The following is an 18,762-nucleotide window of genomic DNA, read 5'->3' on the forward strand; positions in this document are numbered from 1 at the left end:
GGGGGCGACCTGGTTTCGACAGGGGTTGCGAAGCGGCTAGGGCATGTCGAGGACCCGTCACCTCGTTAATCAATGGGAAAAACGTAACTGCAAACGACGATACGTTCGCACTGGCAGCCTAAGGGCCGCCGTCCTCTGCCTAGTTCACTGACGGGCTAGTGTCGCAAGACCGGTAGCAATACCGACAGAGGTCATATACGTCAGTTAAGCCTTGGCGGCGTCACGACGTCCGGGTCGAAAATCTAGTGAATCGCCGTAGTGCAGCGTGTTCGTCCGCGTCGCTGCGGTTAAATCAAAAGACAGAACTAAACATGTAGAACTGGTCGTAGAGGACTTCTGGACGCGGGTTCGATTCCCGCCGCCTCCACCAAACACCTGGCACGTTCGCAATGAACGGCTGCGAAAACCCCGGTAGCTTGACGCTGCCGGGGTTTTCTATTTTCCGTTCGGTCTGCGGCGCTTCTCGGGCAGGTCAGACGCCCTCCTCTTCACTCAGCGGGTCCCACAACACGACCCGGTAAATCCACGGCCGCTGCCTATACCCGTAACTCGAAGCGCGTCGTCACTCGTCGACCGCGTCGCTACAACAGGAGCCCGCGTCATGCGCAAGACCATCGCCTTGCTGGTCCCACTCGCGCTTACCGTGCTGCACGCGAGCGCCCTCGCCGACCCGCCAAAACTGTCCGAAGGCCGCTTCGTCACCGCCGACGGCATGACGCTCTACACGTTCGACAACGACACCACCCCTGGCGTCAGCGCCTGCACCGGCGGCTGCATGAGCAACTGGCCGGCGGCCACGGCGGAGCCGACCGACAAGCCGTTGGGCGACTGGACGCTGACCCCGAGCCCGGCCGGCAAGCAACAATGGGCGTACAAGGGGCACCCGTTGTATCACTACGCGGCCGACAAGCAGGCAGGCGATGCAAAGGGGAACGGCTTCAAGGAAATCTGGCACATCGCCAGGCCATAACTATCGTCCCCGGCCGGCAACTGCGCCACCATCGCACACCGCCACAAAGCACAACGCCGGCCAAAGGGCCGGCGTTACGTCAAACCTCGAAGCTCGAGCGATGCCCGAGCCAATCCTCAGTCGTCTTTCGGACATTGCAAATTGCAGCCGTTCGGATCGCCCATGTCACCGCGCTTGCGCGCTGCCGAACGTTTGCCGTGCTGATATTTGTCCGACGGCGCCGACGCGGCGAACGGCATCTGCGGATGCTCGTTGAGGCGGAATTCATCGTTCAGGATGCCGCCCGGCACGCCAGGCGAGTTTTGCGCGTAAGCGACGGAGACGGTGGCACAGAGCACACCAGCCGCGACAGCGGTGGCACACGCGTGGAAAAGAGCTTTCATGTTGGTTCAGCGCGGCTTGCCGCGCGGTTAGAGCGGATACGAAGCCAAGAGAGTAGCCGAAACCGGCGCGCCGCGCAGCGGCCCAAGCCGAGCGTGATCGCGCTTCTGATTACAAGCTCTTACGCCACCGTTACGGGAGCGCGCCGCCGAGCCCCTCATCCAGATCGACGAGCCTGCCGCAGTCGCACGGATCGTAGCCGGCTAGCTGCTCGACGCGATGGTGAAACGCGCTACCGCGCAACAGATTGATCACCGTCGCGAGCGGCGCGCGTGACAAGTGCGCGCGGTCGCACGCGAAGTAATAGTCCTCGTCGACGATCGGAATGAAGTCGAGCCCGAAATGATGCGCGGCCGGCTGCACGCCGAAGCCTAGATCCGCCATGCCGCTCGCGACGAACGCTGCGATCGCGGAGTGCGTCAGCTCGGTCGACGCATAGCCGTTGACGCGGTCCGGGTCCACCCCGATCTGCCGCAGCGCGAGATCGAGCAGCATCCGCGTACCCGAGCCCGGCTGACGGTTGACGAAACGGATGTCGTCGCGCGCCAGATCGCCGAGCCCGCCGATTCCCTTGGGATTGCCCTTGCCGATGAAGAGTCCTTGCTTACGCCGGGTCAGATGCACGAGCACGTGGCGTTGCGGATCGAGCCAGCGCCGGTAGGTATCGGCGCACACCGCGCGAAACTCGCCGAGCGGCAGGTGAAAACCGGCCAGATCGCACTCGCCGCGCGCGAGCGCGCTGACCGCGTCGGCGCCGTCGCGGTACTTGATCTCGACCGGCAGATCGTTGGCGACCAGCGCCGTCACCAGCGCGGCCACCGCATAACCGTGCGACGCGTGGATGCGCACGTTATCGGCGGGGGGCGCGAGCCAGCGGTTCAGATCGCTGGCCACTTCGCTCGCAAGCGCCTGCAGATTGCCGTCGAGCCGCTCACCGCAGAGCCGCTGTCCACGCAGCACCGCGTGTCCGAGGTCGGACAGAACAGAGCCGCGCCCACGCTCTTTCGCGATCAGCGGACCGCCAAGCCGCTCCTCGATGCTGCGCAGCAAACCCCACGCGTGCCGGTAGGACAAACCCTTAAGCGCGGCGGCCTGCGCAATGCTGCCGGATTCATCGACAAGCGCGAGCAACGGTACCACGTCAGACAGGCTGGCTTCGCGGCCGTCCGCACCCTTCACGACCAGCTCGACCTGACATTCGATCCTGACCATATATGTTTGACTGTTTCCTATTGCACGCGCCGGCTGGCCCGCCTATCTTTCGGCTATACCATATCGAATAAGCGAAGCATACGTGCACGTATTATGAATAACAAGTGCATATATCGCTTTGGAGGAGCCCCCAACTTGGACGATTCTCTCGCCACGGCGCCGGATCAGCTCGTGCAACGACACGCGCAACCGGGCCGCACACTCATGACGGTCCTGCATGCGATCCAGGACGAAATCGGCTTTGTGCCACCCGCCGCAGTCGGACCGCTCGCTCGCGTGCTGAACTTGTCGCGCGCGGAAGTGCACGGCGTCATCACCTACTACCATCACTTCCGCACCACGCCGGCCGCGCCCGTCACGGTACAGCTGTGCCGCGCCGAAGCATGCCGCAGCATGGGCACGGAGGCGCTCGCCCAGCACATCGAGGCGCACACGGGTTGCCGCTTCGACGCTGGTCACCATGACGGCGCAACGGTAGAGCTCGAATCGGTGTACTGCCTCGGCCAATGTGCGCTGTCGCCGGCAATGATGCTCAACGGCACGCTGCACGCACGCGTTACGCCACAGAAATTCGACGCGCTGCTCGCCGCAGCCAGCAAACGCGTGGAGGTGCCGGCATGACGCGCATCTATGTTCCGCGAGATTCGTCGGCGCTCGCGCTCGGCGCCGACGCCCTGGCCGAAGCCATCAGCAGCGAAGCCGCGCGCCGCGGCATGGCGATCGAATTGATCCGCAACGGTTCGCGCGGGTTGCTGTGGCTCGAACCGCTGGTCGAAGTCGCGACGCCCGAAGGCCGCATCGGCTATGCGAATGTCGACGTCGAAGACGTCGCCGCGTTGTTCGACGCGGGCTTCGTCGACGGCGGCGAGCATGCGCGACGCGTCGGCGTGGTCGACGAAATTCCGTATCTGAAGAAGCAGCAGCGCCTGACCTTCGCGCGGATCGGCATCACCGACCCGCTGTCCATCGACGACTACGTCGCGCACGGCGGCCTCGAAGGCTTGCGCAACGCGCTGCGAACCGACGGCGATGCCGCCTGCGAAGCGCTGATCCAATCCGGCCTGCGCGGCCGCGGCGGCGCCGCCTTCCCGGCCGGCATCAAGTGGCGCACGGTGCGCGGCGCGAAGGCCGCGCAGAAGTACGTGGTCTGCAATGCCGACGAAGGCGACTCGGGCACCTTCTCCGATCGTCTGGTGATGGAGAGCGATCCGTACGTGCTGATCGAAGGCATGGTCATCGCGGGGATCGTGACCGGCGCGACCGTCGGCTACATCTACGTGCGCAGCGAATACCCGCACTCGATCGCGACGCTCGAAGCGGCCATCGCCCGTGCGCGCACAGCCGGCTGGCTCGGTGACAGCGTGCTCTCGAGCGGGCAGCGCTTCGAGCTGTTCGTCGCGAAAGGCGCGGGCTCGTATGTGTGCGGCGAAGAAACCGCGATGCTGGAATCGCTAGAAGGCAAGCGCGGCATCGTCCGCGCGAAACCGCCGGTGCCCGCCCTCGTGGGTCTCTACGGCCAGCCCACCGTGATCAACAACGTGATCACGCTCGCCACGGTGCCGATCATCTTCGCGCGCGGCGCGGCGTTCTATAAGGACTTCGGCATGGGCCGCTCGCGCGGCACACTGCCGTTCCAACTGGCCGGCAACATCAAGCGAGGCGGCCTCGTCGAACTAGCGTTCGGCGTGACATTGCGCCAACTGCTCGACGACTTCGGCGGCGGCACCGCGAGTGGCAGGCCGGCGCGCGCGGTGCAGGTCGGCGGCCCGCTCGGCACGTATTTGCCGGAAAGCCAGTGGGACATCCCGATGGACTACGAGGCGTATGCGGCAGTCGGCGCGGTGATCGGCCACGGCGGTCTTGTCGTCCATGACGACACGTCGAACCTTGCCGAGCTCGCGCAATACGCGATGCACTTCTGCGCGCTCGAATCGTGCGGCAAATGCACCCCGTGCCGGATCGGCTCGACGCGCGGCGTCGAGGTGATCGCGCGGATTCGTAACGGCGATACGTCGACGCGTCAGGTGCAATTGCTGCGCGATCTGTGCGACACGATGGTGTCGGGCTCGCTGTGCGCGATGGGCGGCATGACGCCGTTCCCGGTGCTTTCCGCGCTCGATCATTTCCCTGAAGACTTCGGTCTCGCCGCCGATCCCACTGCCGACCACGCCAATAAAGCGGCCGCGGCCTGACTCCAGGAGTTCACTATGTCCGACCAGTTCAACTCTCCCGCCGGCGCCCCGAAGGAAGTCCCCTTGGGGGGCGCCCCGAAGGAAGTCCCCTTGGGGGGCGCCCCGAAGGAAGTCCCCTTGGGGGGCGGCTGCGGCTCAGGCAACTGCGCATGCAAGTCGCAAGCCATGGCACGCGCCGCCAACCCATTCGCTGACGACACCGACTACGGCACCCCCGCACGCCACTCGGACGTCGACGTGACGCTCGAAATCGACGGCCAGGCGGTGACCGTGCCGGCCGGCACGTCGGTGATGCGCGCGGCGGCCGAAGCCGGCGTCAACGTGCCGAAGCTGTGCGCGACCGATTCGCTCGAACCGTTCGGCTCATGCCGCCTGTGTCTCGTCGAAATCGAAGGACGGCGCGGCTATCCGGCCTCGTGCACGACACCGGTCGAAGCCGGCATGAAGGTGCGCACGCAGACCGACCGTCTGCAGACGCTGCGTCGCAACGTGATGGAGCTGTACATCTCCGACCATCCGCTCGATTGCCTGACCTGCCCCGCCAACGGCGACTGCGAACTGCAGGACATGGCGGGCGTGACCGGCCTGCGCGAAGTGCGCTACGGCTTCGACGGCGAAAACCATCTGAAGGACAAGAAGGACGAATCGAATCCGTACTTCACGTACGACCCGTCGAAGTGCATCGTCTGCAATCGCTGCGTGCGCGCGTGCGAGGAAACCCAGGGCACGTTCGCGCTGACGATCACCGGACGCGGCTTCGAATCGCGCGTCGCGGCGAGCGAGAACCAGCCGTTCATGGAATCGGAGTGCGTGTCGTGCGGCGCGTGCGTGGCCGCGTGCCCGACCGCGACCTTGCAGGAAAAGACCGTCGTAATGCTCGGCCAGCCCGAGCACTCGGTTGTCACCACTTGCGCGTATTGCGGCGTCGGCTGCTCGTTCAAGGCCGAGATGAAGGGCAACCAGGTCGTGCGGATGGTGCCGCACAAGAACGGCCAGGCCAACGAAGGCCATGCGTGCGTGAAGGGCCGCTTCGCGTGGGGCTACGCGACGCACAAGGACCGCATCAAGAAGCCGATGATCCGCGCGAAGATCACCGATCCGTGGCGCGAAGTCAGCTGGGATGAAGCGATCTCGTACGCGGCGTCGGAATTCCGGCGCCTCCAGGCGAAGCATGGGCGCGATTCGATCGGCGGCATCACGTCGTCGCGCTGCACGAACGAAGAAACCTACCTCGTGCAGAAGCTCGTGCGCGCCGCATTCGGCAACAACAACGTCGACACCTGCGCGCGCGTCTGCCATTCGCCGACCGGCTATGGCCTGAAGACGACGATCGGCGAATCGGCCGGCACCCAGACGTTCGCCTCGGTCGATAAGGCCGACGTCATCATGGTGATCGGCGCGAATCCGACCGACGGCCACCCGGTGTTCGGCTCGCGGCTAAAGCGCCGCGTGCGCGAGGGTGCGAAGCTGATCGTGGTCGATCCGCGCCGCATCGATATCGTCGATACGCCGCACGTGAAGGCGTCGCATCATCTGCAATTGCGGCCCGGTACCAACGTCGCGATCGTCAATGCGCTCGCGCATGTGATCGTCACCGAAGGCCTGCTCGACGAAGCGTTCATCGCCGAGCGCTGCGAAGCCCGCGCGTTCGAGCAGTGGCGCGATTTCGTCGCGCTGCCGGAGAACTCGCCGGAAGCGACCGAAGCTGCAACCGGCGTACCCGCGCAACAGGTACGCGAAGCCGCGCGCATCTACGCGACCGGCGGCAACGCCGCGATCTACTACGGACTCGGCGTCACCGAACACGCGCAGGGCTCGACGATGGTGATCGGCATCGCGAACCTCGCGATGGCGACCGGCAACATCGGCCGCGAAGGTGTCGGCGTGAATCCGCTGCGCGGCCAGAACAACGTGCAGGGCTCCTGCGACATGGGCTCGTTCCCGCACGAGCTGCCCGGCTATCGGCACATCGGCGATCCGCTCGTGCGCACGCAGTTCGAAAACGCCTGGAACGTCACGCTGCAACCCGAACCGGGCCTGCGCATTCCGAACATGTTCGACGCCGCGCTGCACGGCACCTTCAAGGGCCTGTACTGCCAGGGCGAGGACATCGTGCAGTCGGACCCGAACACGCATCACGTGGCGGCGGCGCTGTCGTCGATGGAATGCATCGTGGTGCAGGACATCTTCCTGAACGAGACCGCCAAGTACGCCCACGTGCTGCTGCCCGGCTCGTCGTTCCTCGAAAAGGACGGCACGTTCACCAATGCCGAGCGCCGCATCTCGCGGGTGCGCAAGGTGATGCCGCCGCTCGGCGGTTACGCGGACTGGGAAGTCACGCAGCTGCTGTCGCGCGCGCTCGGCTACGAGATGGACTACACGCATCCGTCCGAGATCATGGACGAAATCGCACGGCTCACGCCGACCTTCCACGGCGTGTCGTTCCAGAAGATCGACGAAATGGGCAGCATCCAGTGGCCATGCAACGAGGACGCGCCCGACGGCACGCCGACGATGCACGTCGGTACCTTCGTGCGCGGCAAGGGCAGCTTCGTGATCACGAAGTTCATCGCATCGCCGGAGAAGGTCACGCGCAAGTATCCGCTGCTGCTGACGACCGGACGCATCCTGACGCAGTACAACGTCGGCGCGCAGACGCGCCGCACCGACAACTCGCTGTGGCATGACGAAGACCGGCTCGAACTGCATCCGCACGACGCGGAGGAACGCGGTATCAAGACCGGCGACTGGGTGGGCATCGAATCGCGCGCGGGACAGACCGTGTTGCGCGCGAAGGTGACGGAGCGGATGCAGCCGGGCGTCGTCTATACGACGTTCCACTTCCCCGAATCGGGCGCGAACGTGATCACGACCGACAGCTCCGACTGGGCCACCAACTGCCCCGAATACAAGGTGACCGCCGTGCAGGTGATGCCGGTCGAGCAGCCGTCGCAATGGCAGAAGGACTATTCGCGCTTCAGTAGCGAGCAGCTCGAACTGCTGAAGCGGCGCGAACAGGCTGATTCGGCTGCCGCCGTTACCGCAGGCAAGTGAGGCGAGCCATGGACAATCGGAATCTGATCGACATGGCGAACCGGATCGGCGACTTCTTCGAGTCGATGCCCGACCACGAGGAAGCGCTGACCGGCGTCGCCGAACACATCCGCCGCTTCTGGGAGCCGCGCATGCGGCGCGCGCTGCTCGCAACGCTCGACGAAGCGCCAGACACTTATGACATCGCGCTAACGAACTTCACGCGCGAGGCGATCGTCAGGTATCGCGAGAAGTTGACGCCGGCCCAGGCGTCGGCGGCTTAGGCCTAGGCGATTTCGTCAATCACCGAGGCGCGGCGGCGAGATCCGCTGCCGCGCGCGTGCCACGCAACAGGTGACCCTGATCACAACGTCGCCTGCTCCGCTATCTCTCCCCCCACCGCAAACCACGCCTCACAGTGCCGTACGAGACCGTGCAGGTCCGAGCCGGTGCGTCCGCGCGCGCTGATATAGCCATCGGGCCGCACCAGATAAAACGACGGCCGCGTGCGCCCATACGATTCGGACAGCGCCGGGCCGCCATCGCCGCTCGTATCGGTGACGCGCCAGGTCCGTACCGCGTTCGGCAGCAGCCGCTCGACCTCGGCGGCGAGCTTTTCCACCTCCGGGTCCGGCGGCGCCGCGTGTTTTGCGGCCGGATCGAGCGGCGTGCCGTCGACGGGCAGCGGCGGCACCAGTAGAAACAGCGAGAAGAACGCCGGATCGTGCAGATCGAAAATGCAGCCGACGCCCGGCGCGCGCCCGAGTGGACCATCGACGACATGCACCAGCGCATCGGGCGCGCGCTCGCCCGCGCGCGGTCCGCCGTCGAGCACGCGTTCGAGCGTCAGCGGACTGCGCCGGTACTGGATCGCCAGCTCGCTAATGGTCGCGCGCGCGGCATCGCGCAGCGGCCCGAGCGCGGCCAGCACCGGCATCACGCGCTCGCGCAGCAGCTTCAGCGGGCCGTGATCGGCCTCGGCCATCTGCGTGATGAAGCCGGTCTGCCGCAGCACCTCGCGCTCGATCGGATGCCGTTCGGTGTGATACGTGTCGAGCAGGCGATCCGGCGCCGCGCCGCCGATCACACGCGCGAGCTTCCAGCCGAGGTTGAGCGCTTCCTGGATGCCGGTGTTCATGCCCTGCGCGCCCGCGGGGCTGTGCACGTGCGCGGCATCGCCGGCGAGGAAGATGCGGCCCACGCGCAGCCGATCGACCATCCGGCTATTCACGTGGAAATACGCCGACCACGCCAGATCCGACACCTCGACGCGCTCGCGCACGCGCCGCGCGATCAGCGCCTTGCATTGTTCGAGCGACGGCACCGCGGTGGTGGCCGGCGGCGCGGCGCTGCCGGACGGTTCGACCGCATGATCGGCGATCAGTCGATGACGGCCGTGGCCCATCGGAAACAGCGCGACGAGACCGTCGCCCGACGCGAAGATCTGGAACTCGTCGTCGGGCCAGTCGGTTTCCGCGTGCAGGTCGGCGAGCAGGAAAGTCTGCTCGAAGGTCTTGCCCTCGAAGTTCAGGCCGAGGCGATGGCGAATCGAGCTATGCGCGCCGTCGGCGGCGATCAGATATGACGGGCGCATCGCTTCCGTGCGGCCGTCCGCGCGGCGCAAGGTCGCCTGAACGCTCGCGGAGCCTTGCATGAACGCCATCAGTTCGACGCCGCGCTCCACCTTCACGCCAAGCGTCGCCAGATGCTCGGTCAGAAGCCGCTCGGTCACAGACTGGTCGAGAAACAGCAGATAGGGATAGCGCGTGTGCAGCGGGTCGAAATCGAGCTGCGCGAGCCGCATGCCGTTCGAAAACAGATTCGCGACGCGCGCGCGATGGCCGAGTTCGAGAAACGGCTCGATCAGCCGATGCTGCTCGAGCAGTTCGAGCGTGCGTGCCTGAATGCCGATCGCGCGCGAATAAGGGTTCGGCTGCGGCGCCTTGTCGATCAGACGCACGGGGATGTGGGCACGCGCGAGACTCATCGCTGCGGCAAGTCCGGTGGGACCGGCCCCGACGATCAGCACCGGCGACGCGTCGTAGGCGGCAGCGTCCATGCGGAACTCCGGAGGCAACACTGCGTTCTAGTGTACGCCGCCGCTCTCGCGCACACCGGTGCGCTGCATCAATCGCGCGGAAGGGACGCCCCATCGCTCGAAATGCGCCCGCGAGCCGCGCAAATCCGGGCCCTTTGCGCAAGTATGGGAAAATGCGGCCCAGTCTGATTGATCCGAATACCCTCCCCGTCATGCAACCTGTATTTGACCGCGCGTTCGCGGCGCATCGTGACGGCCGCCTCGACGACGCCGAACGCGGCTACCGCGCCACGCTCGACCACAACCCCAGCCATGTCGACGCGCTGCATCTGCTCGGCGTGCTGAGGCACCAGCAGGGCCAGCACGCCGAAGCCGCGGCGCTGGTGCGGCGCGCGGTCGACCTGCGCCCGGAAGACGCGGCGCTGCAGCTGAACCTCGGCAATGCGCTGAAGGCGCTCGGTCAGATCGACGCCGCGATCGAGCAGTTCCGCAATGCGCTGACGCTCGCGCCGACGTTCCCGATGGCGCACTACAACCTCGGCAACGCGTACGCGTCGCTGGGCCGTCACGAAGACGCCGCCGATGCGTTCGAACGCTCGCTGCGCCTGCAGCCGGAAGACGCGTCGTCGCACAACAATCTCGGCAACGCACTGCACGCGCTCGGCCGTCACGCGGAGGCGATCGCGTCGTTCCGGCGCGCGCTCGAACTGCGCCCCGGTCACGCGGGCGCACTGAACAACATGGGCATGTCGCTGAACGCGCTCGATCGGCCGGACGAGGCGGTGCCCTGCTTCGAGGCCGCGCTCGCGGTCGAGCCGCGCTTCGTCGCCGCGCACTTCAACCTCGCCAACACGTTCGATGCGACCGGCCGACATGCGCAGGCAGTCGCGTCATTCGAAGCGGCGCTGCGTCTGCAGCCGAACCTGCCTCCCGCGATCTATGGCATGGGCAACGCGCTCGCGGCGCTCGGCCGGGCCGAACAGGCCTTGCCGTATCTGGAGCGGGCGGTCGGGCTCGATCCGCAATTCGCGCTCGCATGGCTCGCGCTCGGCACCGCGCACCAGGCGCTCGGCGCGCACGCGGCCGCGGTGCGTGCGCTCGATCAGGCGCTGCGGCTGCGCCCCGACCTCGCGTCCGCGCATATGAACCGTGCGCTCGCATGGCTCGCGATGCGCGACTTCGAGCGCGGACTGCCCGAATACGAATGGCGCTTGCAAACCGTCGCGGAGCCGGCGATCCAGACGCTGCCGCGCTGGCACGGCGAATCGATCGACGCATACACGCTGCTGATCCATGCCGAGCAGGGTTTCGGCGATACGCTCCAGTTCGTGCGCTTCGTGCCGCTCGCCACGCAACGCGCCGCGCGCGTCGTGCTCGAAGTGCAGCCGCAACTGGTGCCGCTGCTCGCGCCCGTCGCGCAGGCATGGCGCGTCTCGCTGATCGCGCAGGGCCAGCCGCGTCCCACCGCCGATCTGCAAATTCCGCTCCTAAGCCTGCCGCTCGCGCTCGGCACGCGCTACGAGACGATCGAAGCGCGCACGCCCTATCTGAGCGTGCCGCCGGCCTATGGCCGCAAATGGCGCGGCTCGCTCGGCGGTCAGGCGAAGCGCAAGATCGGGCTCGCGTGGTCGGGGCGCATCCAGCGCAACGAAACCCGCACGATGCCGCTCGCCGCGCTGGAGCCGCTGTTCGCGCTCGACGGCATCGACTGGATCGTGTTGCAGCCCGATCTGTCCGACGACGAACGCGCGGCGCTCGACGCGCATCCGCGCGCGGTCACGATCCATCGCTTCGACCAACGCATCGGCGACTTCGCGGATACCGCGGCGATCGTCGAGCGGCTCGACGCGGTGGTGTCGATCGACACGTCGATCGCGCACCTCGCCGGCGCGCTGCGCAAGCCGCTGTGGCTGATGCTGCCGTTCGCCGCCGACTGGCGCTGGTTCGACGGCGACACGCGCAGCCCGTGGTATCCGGACGCGACGCTGGTGCGTCAGCCGCGGCCGGGCGCGTGGGATGAAGTAGTCGAAGTGGTCGCCAACGAATTGCGGCACGGTTAGCCACGGACCACGCGCCGCCAAAAACGAAACAGAAAACCCCGCTTTCGCGGGGTTTTCTGTTTTCAGAACACGAAGCGAACCCGTCAGGCCGCCCGATACTGATTGCGCGACTCCGGCGTGCGATACAGGAACAGCGTCGCCAGCAGACCGCAGATCGCCGCCACGCCGAGGACCAGACCCGGCGCCGCCTTGTTGTTGGTCACGTGGATCAGCAGCGTGGCGATGGCCGGCGTGAAGCCGCCGATCGTCGTCGCGAGACTGTACGCGAGCGAGAAGCCGGCGGTGCGCACTTCGACCGGCATCACTTCGGTCAGTGCGACGACCATCGCGCCGTTGTAGCAGCCGTACAGGAACGACAGCCACAGCTGCACGGCCAGCAGACGCGCGAACGACGGCTCGGCGACGAGCCATTGCAGCGCCGGATACGCGGTGAGGATCGTCAGAATCGTGAACGCGAGCAGCACCGGACGGCGGCCGATGCGATCCGACAAAGCGCCGGACACCGGTAGCCAGATCAGGTTCGAGATACCGACGCAGACGGTGACGACCAGCGCGTCGATCGCCGTCAGCTTCAGCACCTCCTTGCCAAAGGTCGGCGTATAAGCGGTGATCATGTAAAACGACACGGTCGTCATGACGACCATGCCCATGCCACCCAGCACGACGGGATAGTTCGCTGCCATCGACTTCAGGATCTCGCCCATGCTCGGACGATGCTTGCGCGCCGCGAACTCCTCGGTTTCCTGCAGCGAGCGGCGGATGATGAACAGGAACGGCACGATCAGACAGCCGATCAGGAACGGCACGCGCCAGCCCCATGCGAACATCTGGTCGGCGGGCAGAATCTTGTTGAGCATCACGCCGATCAGTGCGGCGAATACCACCGCGACCTGCTGGCTGCCCGACTGCCACGAGCAATAGAAGCCCTTGTTGCCCTTCGTCGCGATCTCCGACAGATACACCGACACGCCGCCGAGCTCGGCGCCGGCCGAGAAACCTTGCAGCAGCCGGCCGAGCAGCACGAGCACGGGCGCCACGAGCCCGATGGTCGCGTAGCCCGGTATCGTCGCGACCGTCAGCGTGCCGAGCGCCATCAGGCTCAGCGTGAGGATCAGGCCTTTGCGACGGCCGTGATGGTCGATGTAGGCGCCGAGCACGATCGCGCCGAGCGGACGCATCAGGAAGCCCGCGCCGAACACGGACAGCGACAGCATCAGCGACGCGAAATCGCTGCCGCTCGGGAAGTAGGTCTTGGCGATCGCGGAAGCGTAGTAGCCGTAGACCATGAAGTCGTACATCTCAAGAAAGTTGCCGCTGACGACGCGGAACACTGTCTTGACCTTGGATTCTTCGGTTCTGGAAGCGGCGTGGGTCGCGGTAGACATGACACTCTCGGAGAGGCCCGCCGCCCAGTCGGACGGATCGATGCGGACGGCGACGAGCGGGCAGTTGGAACGATCCGCTGCGTTTGGCAAGGGATCCCGCAGGCGGACACGCCGGTATAAGCGAAGCGCGCCCGGGGCGCCGCACTCTGCTGCCCGTGGCGTTCATCCGAGATCAGGGTAAACGCTGAGCTTGATGCGGGGCCGATGCCACGTAATGTTACTGCTGATAAGGTCGACGCGAAACGCATACAGTTTGCTTACGCACGACACCTGCGGGCGGCGGTAGACTGCCCGCGCGAGGCCATTCAGTTGATAACTCCGATGCAAACCACCTCTGCTCTTTCCCTGCGCCCCGCCACGCTCGAGGACGCCGCGCTGATCGCGTCGATCCACAGTGCCAGCTGGCAGGCCACCTATCGCGGTCTGTTGCCCGACGCGTTCCTCGACGGTGAAGTCTCGCGCGAACGCGCCGCCTATTGGGAAGCGCGTCTCGGCGCGCCGGGCGGCGAGCGCCGCATCGTGCTGATCGCCGAATTGGCCGGCGAGCCGACCGGCTTCGTGTGTGTCGAGCGACAGCCCGAGTCCGCATGGGGCGTGCTGCTCGACAACCTGCATGCGCTGCCTGGTTATCAGGGCATCGGCGTCGGCAAAACGCTGATGCACGCAGCCGTTGACTGGGCGCGCGCGCAAGGCGAAGCACAGCTGTATCTGTACGTGCTCGAGGGCAACACGGCGGCGATCGGCTTTTACGAGCGGCACGGTTGGCAGTTGGTCGGCGCGGAGCCCGACCATATGGGCGGCGTGGATATCACCGCGCTGCGCTACGTGTACCGGTTGAAGCCCTGAGCATCGAAGTTGAGTGTGCGTGCAGCCGGTGATGTCCCCGTTTTCGGAGTCATCTGAAGGTCGGACAAGGTAGTTTCGAGGCACGATTTTCTGTCGCCGATGGCTTCATCGGCCCCCTACAGATTTCGTCACTGCCTCACCGGTCGTCCTGTTACGAGACGCCGGAAGAAACCGATGACCAGCACGCCGCTCACCTTGATCGAAGGCGCATTCGCCCTTCCCCCTCTCCGTCCGCTCGACCATCCGTCCGAACCCTTCGGCCGCGAGTGGGCATTGCTGCCCGACGCTCAGCGCTCGCGAGCCGGACCCGATTCGCTATATGCCGCGCTGCTGCGCACCGTCTGCATCGGGCATCAACAATTGCTGTCGTATGGGCATCGGGTGTCGATCGACGGCGCGCTGAGCGGCGTGAAGCGTCCGGCAGAGGCGCTCGTCGCGGACGCCACGCGGCATGCCGGGGAAGCGGCGAATACCGCGACGGTGACGCGTCCCGCTATGCAACGGAAGGTGCCTCAGAATCCAATGCGTATCGCGCTCAAGGCCCGCTCGCCGCGAATCGCGCAGCGGCGCTCAGTTTGGAATCGGCGTACGGTCGCGGCGAGTGCCGTGGTAATCGGCTGCGTCGCGGTGCTGGTGTGGTGGACCGTCGATCAGCCTCTGGCGCCGCGGCTCATGACCTCCGACATGCTGAAATCGGCGCAAGCTTTGCTGCCGCGTCGTGATGCGCCGGTGATTGCCGGGGCCGTCACACCGGCGCCTGTGCTTCCGCCATTACCTGTCGACGTGGCCGCCGCCGCACCCACGCGCATGGCGGCATTGCCTGAGCGCACCACCACGCGAAATGTCCGCCCGCCGCGTGATGCGATTCACTCGTCACATGCGCATCGTGCGCTTCGCGCGCAAACGCGTCCCCTTCCGGTAAATCGCCGTGCCGCGAACGAGTCATCGCATGAAGCGCGCAATCGAGCCCGGTTCGACAAAGACGAATACGCTGATGTGACGACCTTCGCCATGATGTCTTTACTCGACGCCGCGCCGCGGCCGCGCTCCACCGTGTCGAACAATCGGCCGGTCAACAGCACCGAGTGGATGGATCACATATCGCAGCGTCGCGTCACCGAAATCCCGGAACAATTCGCGCAATGAGCGCCGCCGCGACTTCGACGCAGGCAAATCCGCTTCCGTCTGCTGCTGCAAGCGTGTGACCTGGCTCCAAACCCGCCCTGCTTAAAATCGCGTCTCCCGCGCGACCCGCAGGAACGTATCGAGCAACGGCGTGCAATCGAGCAGCTCCGGGCCGCCCGCGCGATGAAACTCCGGATGCCACTGCACGCCCATCACGAACGGCGCGCGCCGATAGCGCACGGCCTCGATGATGCCGTCCGACGCCGACACCGCCTCGATATTCAGATCACGGCCCAGCGTCTTGACTGCCTGATGGTGGATCGAGTTGACGATCGCGTCGCGTCGTCCGGGGAACATGTTCAGCAGTGTCGAGCCATCCGGGAAATGCACGCCGTGACGGTGCTGATCGTAGTTCTCGTTGACGTGGGCGTTCGCGGTAGGCACATCGGTCGCGATGTCCTGATACAGCGTGCCGCCGAACGCAACATTGATCAGCTGGCAGCCGCGGCACACGCCGAGCACCGGCTTACCCGATTCGACGAACTCGTGCAGCAGTTCGAGTTCGTACATGTCGCGCACGCGGTCACCGGGCCATTCGTGGCTGCTCGCCGTTTCCGCATAGGTCTGCGGCGACACGTCGGCGCCGCCTTGCAGCAACAGGCCGTCGAGATGCTTCGCATAGTCGCGCAGACGGATGTTGCTCGGGTGCAGCATGCCCTGATGACCGACGGTCGGGATCATGAACACCAGCACGTCGCGCGACATCACCCAGTGCGCGATCGACTCCTCCAGATACTGCAGCGTCTTGCCGCGCAAGCCCTTCGCACCAGGTTCCGGGTGGAAGATGCGCGCCGACACGCCGATGCGCAGCGTACGCTGCGTGATCCGCTGCCCTGCGCGATCGAACAGCTGCCGCGCACGCGCCGCGACGATGCGGCCGAACACGCTCCACGCCGAATCGCTCTGCTTCAGGTAGCGCGGCGGCGACGGCGGAAGCGCGTTGGGGGGCGGCGGATTGGTTGCGCTGAAATCGGGTGCCGCGCCGAAACCGGGCGGCGGCGAGCCGGGCGCACGCGCCGCAGGCGCGGCGGCTTCCTCGGTGGCGATCTCGCCGTCGGCCACCGTCGGTTTGACGGCGGGCTCGGATTTCACCGTGCTCGCGCCGCCGGCGTACGTACCGGCGCGCCGCGCTTCGCGCTCGTGCACCGCGGCTTCCTGCCGCGCGGTCGATTCGGCAGCGGCGCTGCGTGCCTCGACCGCGTCGCGCAGCCGCGCCGCACGCGGATCGTCGCGAGTGACTGACGAAGCGCTGATCGGATCGTCGGTCGACGACCTGGCGGTCGCCTCCTCGGCGGCCGGGCTCGTGTCTTTGGCGGCCGACTGGGTGGCATCTTCATGCGACGGAGGAAGCGAGGGGGCCGATGCTGCTGGCGTGCCGCTCGGCGCGGGCGAGCTCGGCGGTGGACTGCCGGTCGTGCCGGCGTTTTCGGGTTTGTTTTCGCTCATGACTGTCGGACGGGCGCCTTCCGCGCGAACGAATGAATATGCCCTGATTATCCGTCAGTGCAGCAGGCCCGGCAAACCCGCAAACAATTACTCACATTGTTGCAAGGCGTTGCACCAAACCCTCTGCATCAAGGGTCTGGTCGCTCGTCGAATGTTTCCCGCAACGCGATCTGCATCGACGCGTGAATCTTCACGCACCAGCGCCACACGAGCGCGAGCAGCAGCGCAGCGCACCCGAGCACCGCGACGAGCAGGCCCCTTGGCGGCAGGATGCTGCCTGACAGCGCCGCCACCAGCAGAAACACGCCGATCATCGATACGAGCGGCACGAGGTCGGCGATCGCGTGGCGCAGCGCGCTGGTGAAGCGCCCGGCAGTGGTCGGCTGCACGCTGACTTCGGCGAGCAGCAGCGCGAGCGACTTCGTCTTGCGATACACGGCCACGAGGAACGGCAACGACACCACGAGCGCGACACTCCACTGCACGACGCGCTGCAATGGCTCCTCGTCGAGCCAGTGCGCGAGCAGCCGGCCGCTATGCGGCGCGCTATACGACACGACGAGGAAAATCGCCGCAACGAGCGCGAGATTCACCGCGATCTGCACGACGATGCGCCGCGTCATGCTGATCAGCGTCGGCTCGCCGCGCGCCGTGATCAAACTGCGCAGCCATTGCCCGTACATGCCGAACGCGTTGGACAACGTGGCGGGCATCGCATTCGCGATGCGGCGCGTCAGCGGATCGGCGACGCGGATCAGATAGGGCGTCGTCAGCGTGGTCAACGCCGACACGGCGACCGCGATCGGATACAGAAACCCGCTCGTCACCTTCAACGTCAAACCGAGCGTCGCGATGATGAACGAGAACTCGCCGATCTGCGACACGGTCATGCCGACGCGCATCGAGGTGCGCCCGTCCTGTCCCGACAGAAACGCGCCGAGCCCGCACGACACGATCTTGCCGACGATCACCGCGAGCGTGATCACGGCGATTGGCCATCCATAGTCGAGGATCACGGCCGGGTTCAGCATCAGTCCGATCGTCACGAAGAAGATCGCGGAAAACGCGTCGCGCAGCGGCGCGATCAGATGCTCGATCCGATGCAGATGGCGCGACTCGGCCATGATCGCGCCGATCAGAAACGCGCCGAGCGCGATGCTGTAATCGAGCTTGACGACCAACAGACAGAAGCCGAAGCAGAAGCCGAGCACGGACACCAGCATCATCTCGTTGCTGCCGGTGCGCGCGACGTAGTTCAGCGCGCGCGGCACCAGCAGCACGCCGACCAGCAGCGACACCGTCATGAACAGCAGCAGCTTGCCGAGCGTGACGGCCGCGAGCCCGGCCGACAACTGCCCGGTCTGCGCAATGCCGGTCAGCAGCACGAGCATCGCGATGCCGAGAATGTCCTCGACGATCAGAATGCCGAACACGAGTTGCGCGAAGCTTTCGCGTTTGAGTCCGAGGTCGGACAGCGCCTTCACGATGATCGTCGTCGACGAGATCGCGAGGATCGCGCCGAGGAACAGCGAATCCATCGGGCTCCAGCCGAATGCATTGCCGATCGCGTAGCCGATCCACAGCATCAGCACGATCTCGGACAGCGCGGCGACGATCGCCGTCGCGCCGACCTTGAACAGCTTGCGCAGGCTGAATTCGAGGCCCAGCGAAAACATCAGGAACACGACGCCCAGCTCGCCGAGCGTCTGGATCGTCTGTTCGTCGTGGATCAGCTGGAACGGCGGCGTGTACGGTCCGATGATCACGCCGGCCGCGATATAGCCGAGCACCACCGGCTGCTTCAGGCGATGGAACAGCACGGTGACGACGCCCGCCAGCGCCATCACGACGGCCAGATCCTGGATGAAGCCGATGCCATGGTGCATGAACGTTTTCCTTACAAACAGTAATCTCAGAAAGCGCAGTGTAACAAACGGACTGACCATGTTTCTGGCGAATTCGCGCGTCGCGCCGCGCCGGCAGTAGCAGGCCGCTCGGCCGCAAAACCTTGCTC

At 65.9% G+C, this 18,762-nt stretch carries 14 protein-coding genes and 1 other RNA gene; 9 read left to right on the forward strand and 6 right to left on the reverse strand.

What is annotated here, in order from left to right:
* Positions 1–370: a transfer-messenger RNA gene (ssrA, locus tag BC1002_RS35880) on the forward strand.
* Between the two features lie 231 nt (positions 371–601).
* On the forward strand, positions 602–970 hold the full coding sequence (locus BC1002_RS11210; RefSeq protein ID WP_013090152.1) for a COG4315 family predicted lipoprotein: 369 nt from the start codon (positions 602–604) through the stop codon (positions 968–970).
* A gap of 116 nt (positions 971–1,086) precedes the next feature.
* On the opposite strand, the gene BC1002_RS11215 is transcribed toward BC1002_RS11210, so the two are convergent.
* Together BC1002_RS11215 and BC1002_RS11220 are read right to left on the reverse strand one after the other, a co-directional pair.
* Entirely contained in the window at positions 1,087–1,353 is a 267-nt protein-coding gene (locus tag BC1002_RS11215; RefSeq protein ID WP_013090153.1) for a hypothetical protein, read from the reverse strand.
* 130 nt (positions 1,354–1,483) lie between these two features.
* The gene (locus BC1002_RS11220; RefSeq protein WP_013090154.1) at positions 1,484–2,563 is read right to left on the reverse strand and encodes a substrate-binding domain-containing protein; all 1,080 of its coding nucleotides are present in this window, start codon (positions 2,561–2,563) and stop codon (positions 1,484–1,486) included.
* Positions 2,564–2,698: 135 nt separating this feature from the next.
* Here BC1002_RS11220 and BC1002_RS11225 point away from each other — a divergent pair, with 135 nt between their 5' ends.
* The 4 genes from BC1002_RS11225 (at position 2,699) to BC1002_RS11240 (ending at position 8,072) form a co-directional block, all read left to right on the forward strand.
* Positions 2,699–3,184: an NAD(P)H-dependent oxidoreductase subunit E gene (locus BC1002_RS11225; RefSeq protein WP_013090155.1), complete on the forward strand. Its 486-nt coding sequence runs from the start codon at positions 2,699–2,701 to the stop codon at positions 3,182–3,184.
* A complete protein-coding gene (locus BC1002_RS11230; RefSeq protein ID WP_013090156.1) occupies positions 3,181–4,755 on the forward strand; it encodes a formate dehydrogenase beta subunit in 1,575 nt (524 codons plus the stop codon). Before BC1002_RS11225 ends, BC1002_RS11230 begins: the two co-directional genes overlap by 4 nt.
* A 165-nt stretch (positions 4,756–4,920) precedes the next feature.
* Positions 4,921–7,809, forward strand: coding sequence for a formate dehydrogenase subunit alpha (gene fdhF, locus BC1002_RS11235; RefSeq protein WP_238537889.1), 2,889 nt, complete (start codon positions 4,921–4,923; stop codon positions 7,807–7,809).
* Positions 7,810–7,817: 8 nt separating this feature from the next.
* Complete coding sequence (locus tag BC1002_RS11240) at positions 7,818–8,072, forward strand: formate dehydrogenase subunit delta (protein WP_013090158.1); 255 nt, start codon at positions 7,818–7,820, stop codon at positions 8,070–8,072.
* An 80-nt stretch (positions 8,073–8,152) separates the two neighbouring features.
* On the opposite strand, the gene BC1002_RS11245 is transcribed toward BC1002_RS11240, so the two are convergent.
* Positions 8,153–9,847, reverse strand: a complete 1,695-nt coding sequence (locus BC1002_RS11245; protein ID WP_013090159.1) for an FAD-dependent monooxygenase — start codon at positions 9,845–9,847, stop codon at positions 8,153–8,155.
* Between the two features lie 191 nt (positions 9,848–10,038).
* Here BC1002_RS11245 and BC1002_RS11250 point away from each other — a divergent pair, with 191 nt between their 5' ends.
* A complete protein-coding gene (locus BC1002_RS11250) occupies positions 10,039–11,886 on the forward strand; it encodes a tetratricopeptide repeat protein (RefSeq protein ID WP_041734400.1) in 1,848 nt (615 codons plus the stop codon).
* Between the two features lie 83 nt (positions 11,887–11,969).
* Here the strand turns inward: BC1002_RS11250 and tcuC are convergent, their stop codons facing one another.
* Positions 11,970–13,271, reverse strand: a complete 1,302-nt coding sequence (gene tcuC / locus BC1002_RS11255) for an MFS transporter (protein WP_013090161.1) — start codon at positions 13,269–13,271, stop codon at positions 11,970–11,972.
* A 321-nt stretch (positions 13,272–13,592) separates the two neighbouring features.
* On the opposite strand from tcuC, the gene BC1002_RS11260 reads away from it, so the two are divergent.
* The gene (locus BC1002_RS11260; protein WP_013090162.1) at positions 13,593–14,117 is read left to right on the forward strand and encodes a GNAT family N-acetyltransferase; all 525 of its coding nucleotides are present in this window, start codon (positions 13,593–13,595) and stop codon (positions 14,115–14,117) included.
* 174 nt (positions 14,118–14,291) lie between these two features.
* The gene (locus tag BC1002_RS11265; protein ID WP_013090163.1) at positions 14,292–15,263 is read left to right on the forward strand and encodes a hypothetical protein; all 972 of its coding nucleotides are present in this window, start codon (positions 14,292–14,294) and stop codon (positions 15,261–15,263) included.
* An 81-nt stretch (positions 15,264–15,344) separates the two neighbouring features.
* Here BC1002_RS11265 and BC1002_RS11270 read toward each other — a convergent pair whose 3' ends face one another.
* Entirely contained in the window at positions 15,345–16,748 is a 1,404-nt protein-coding gene (locus BC1002_RS11270; RefSeq protein ID WP_013090164.1) for a gamma-glutamyl-gamma-aminobutyrate hydrolase family protein, read from the reverse strand.
* A 128-nt stretch (positions 16,749–16,876) separates the two neighbouring features.
* Complete coding sequence (locus BC1002_RS11275) at positions 16,877–18,634, reverse strand: cation:proton antiporter (protein ID WP_013090165.1); 1,758 nt, start codon at positions 18,632–18,634, stop codon at positions 16,877–16,879.
* Positions 18,635–18,762: the final 128 nt, after the last annotated feature.

The sequence above is a fragment of the Paraburkholderia atlantica genome (genome assembly GCF_000092885.1).
GTDB classification, from domain to species: domain Bacteria; phylum Pseudomonadota; class Gammaproteobacteria; order Burkholderiales; family Burkholderiaceae; genus Paraburkholderia; species Paraburkholderia atlantica.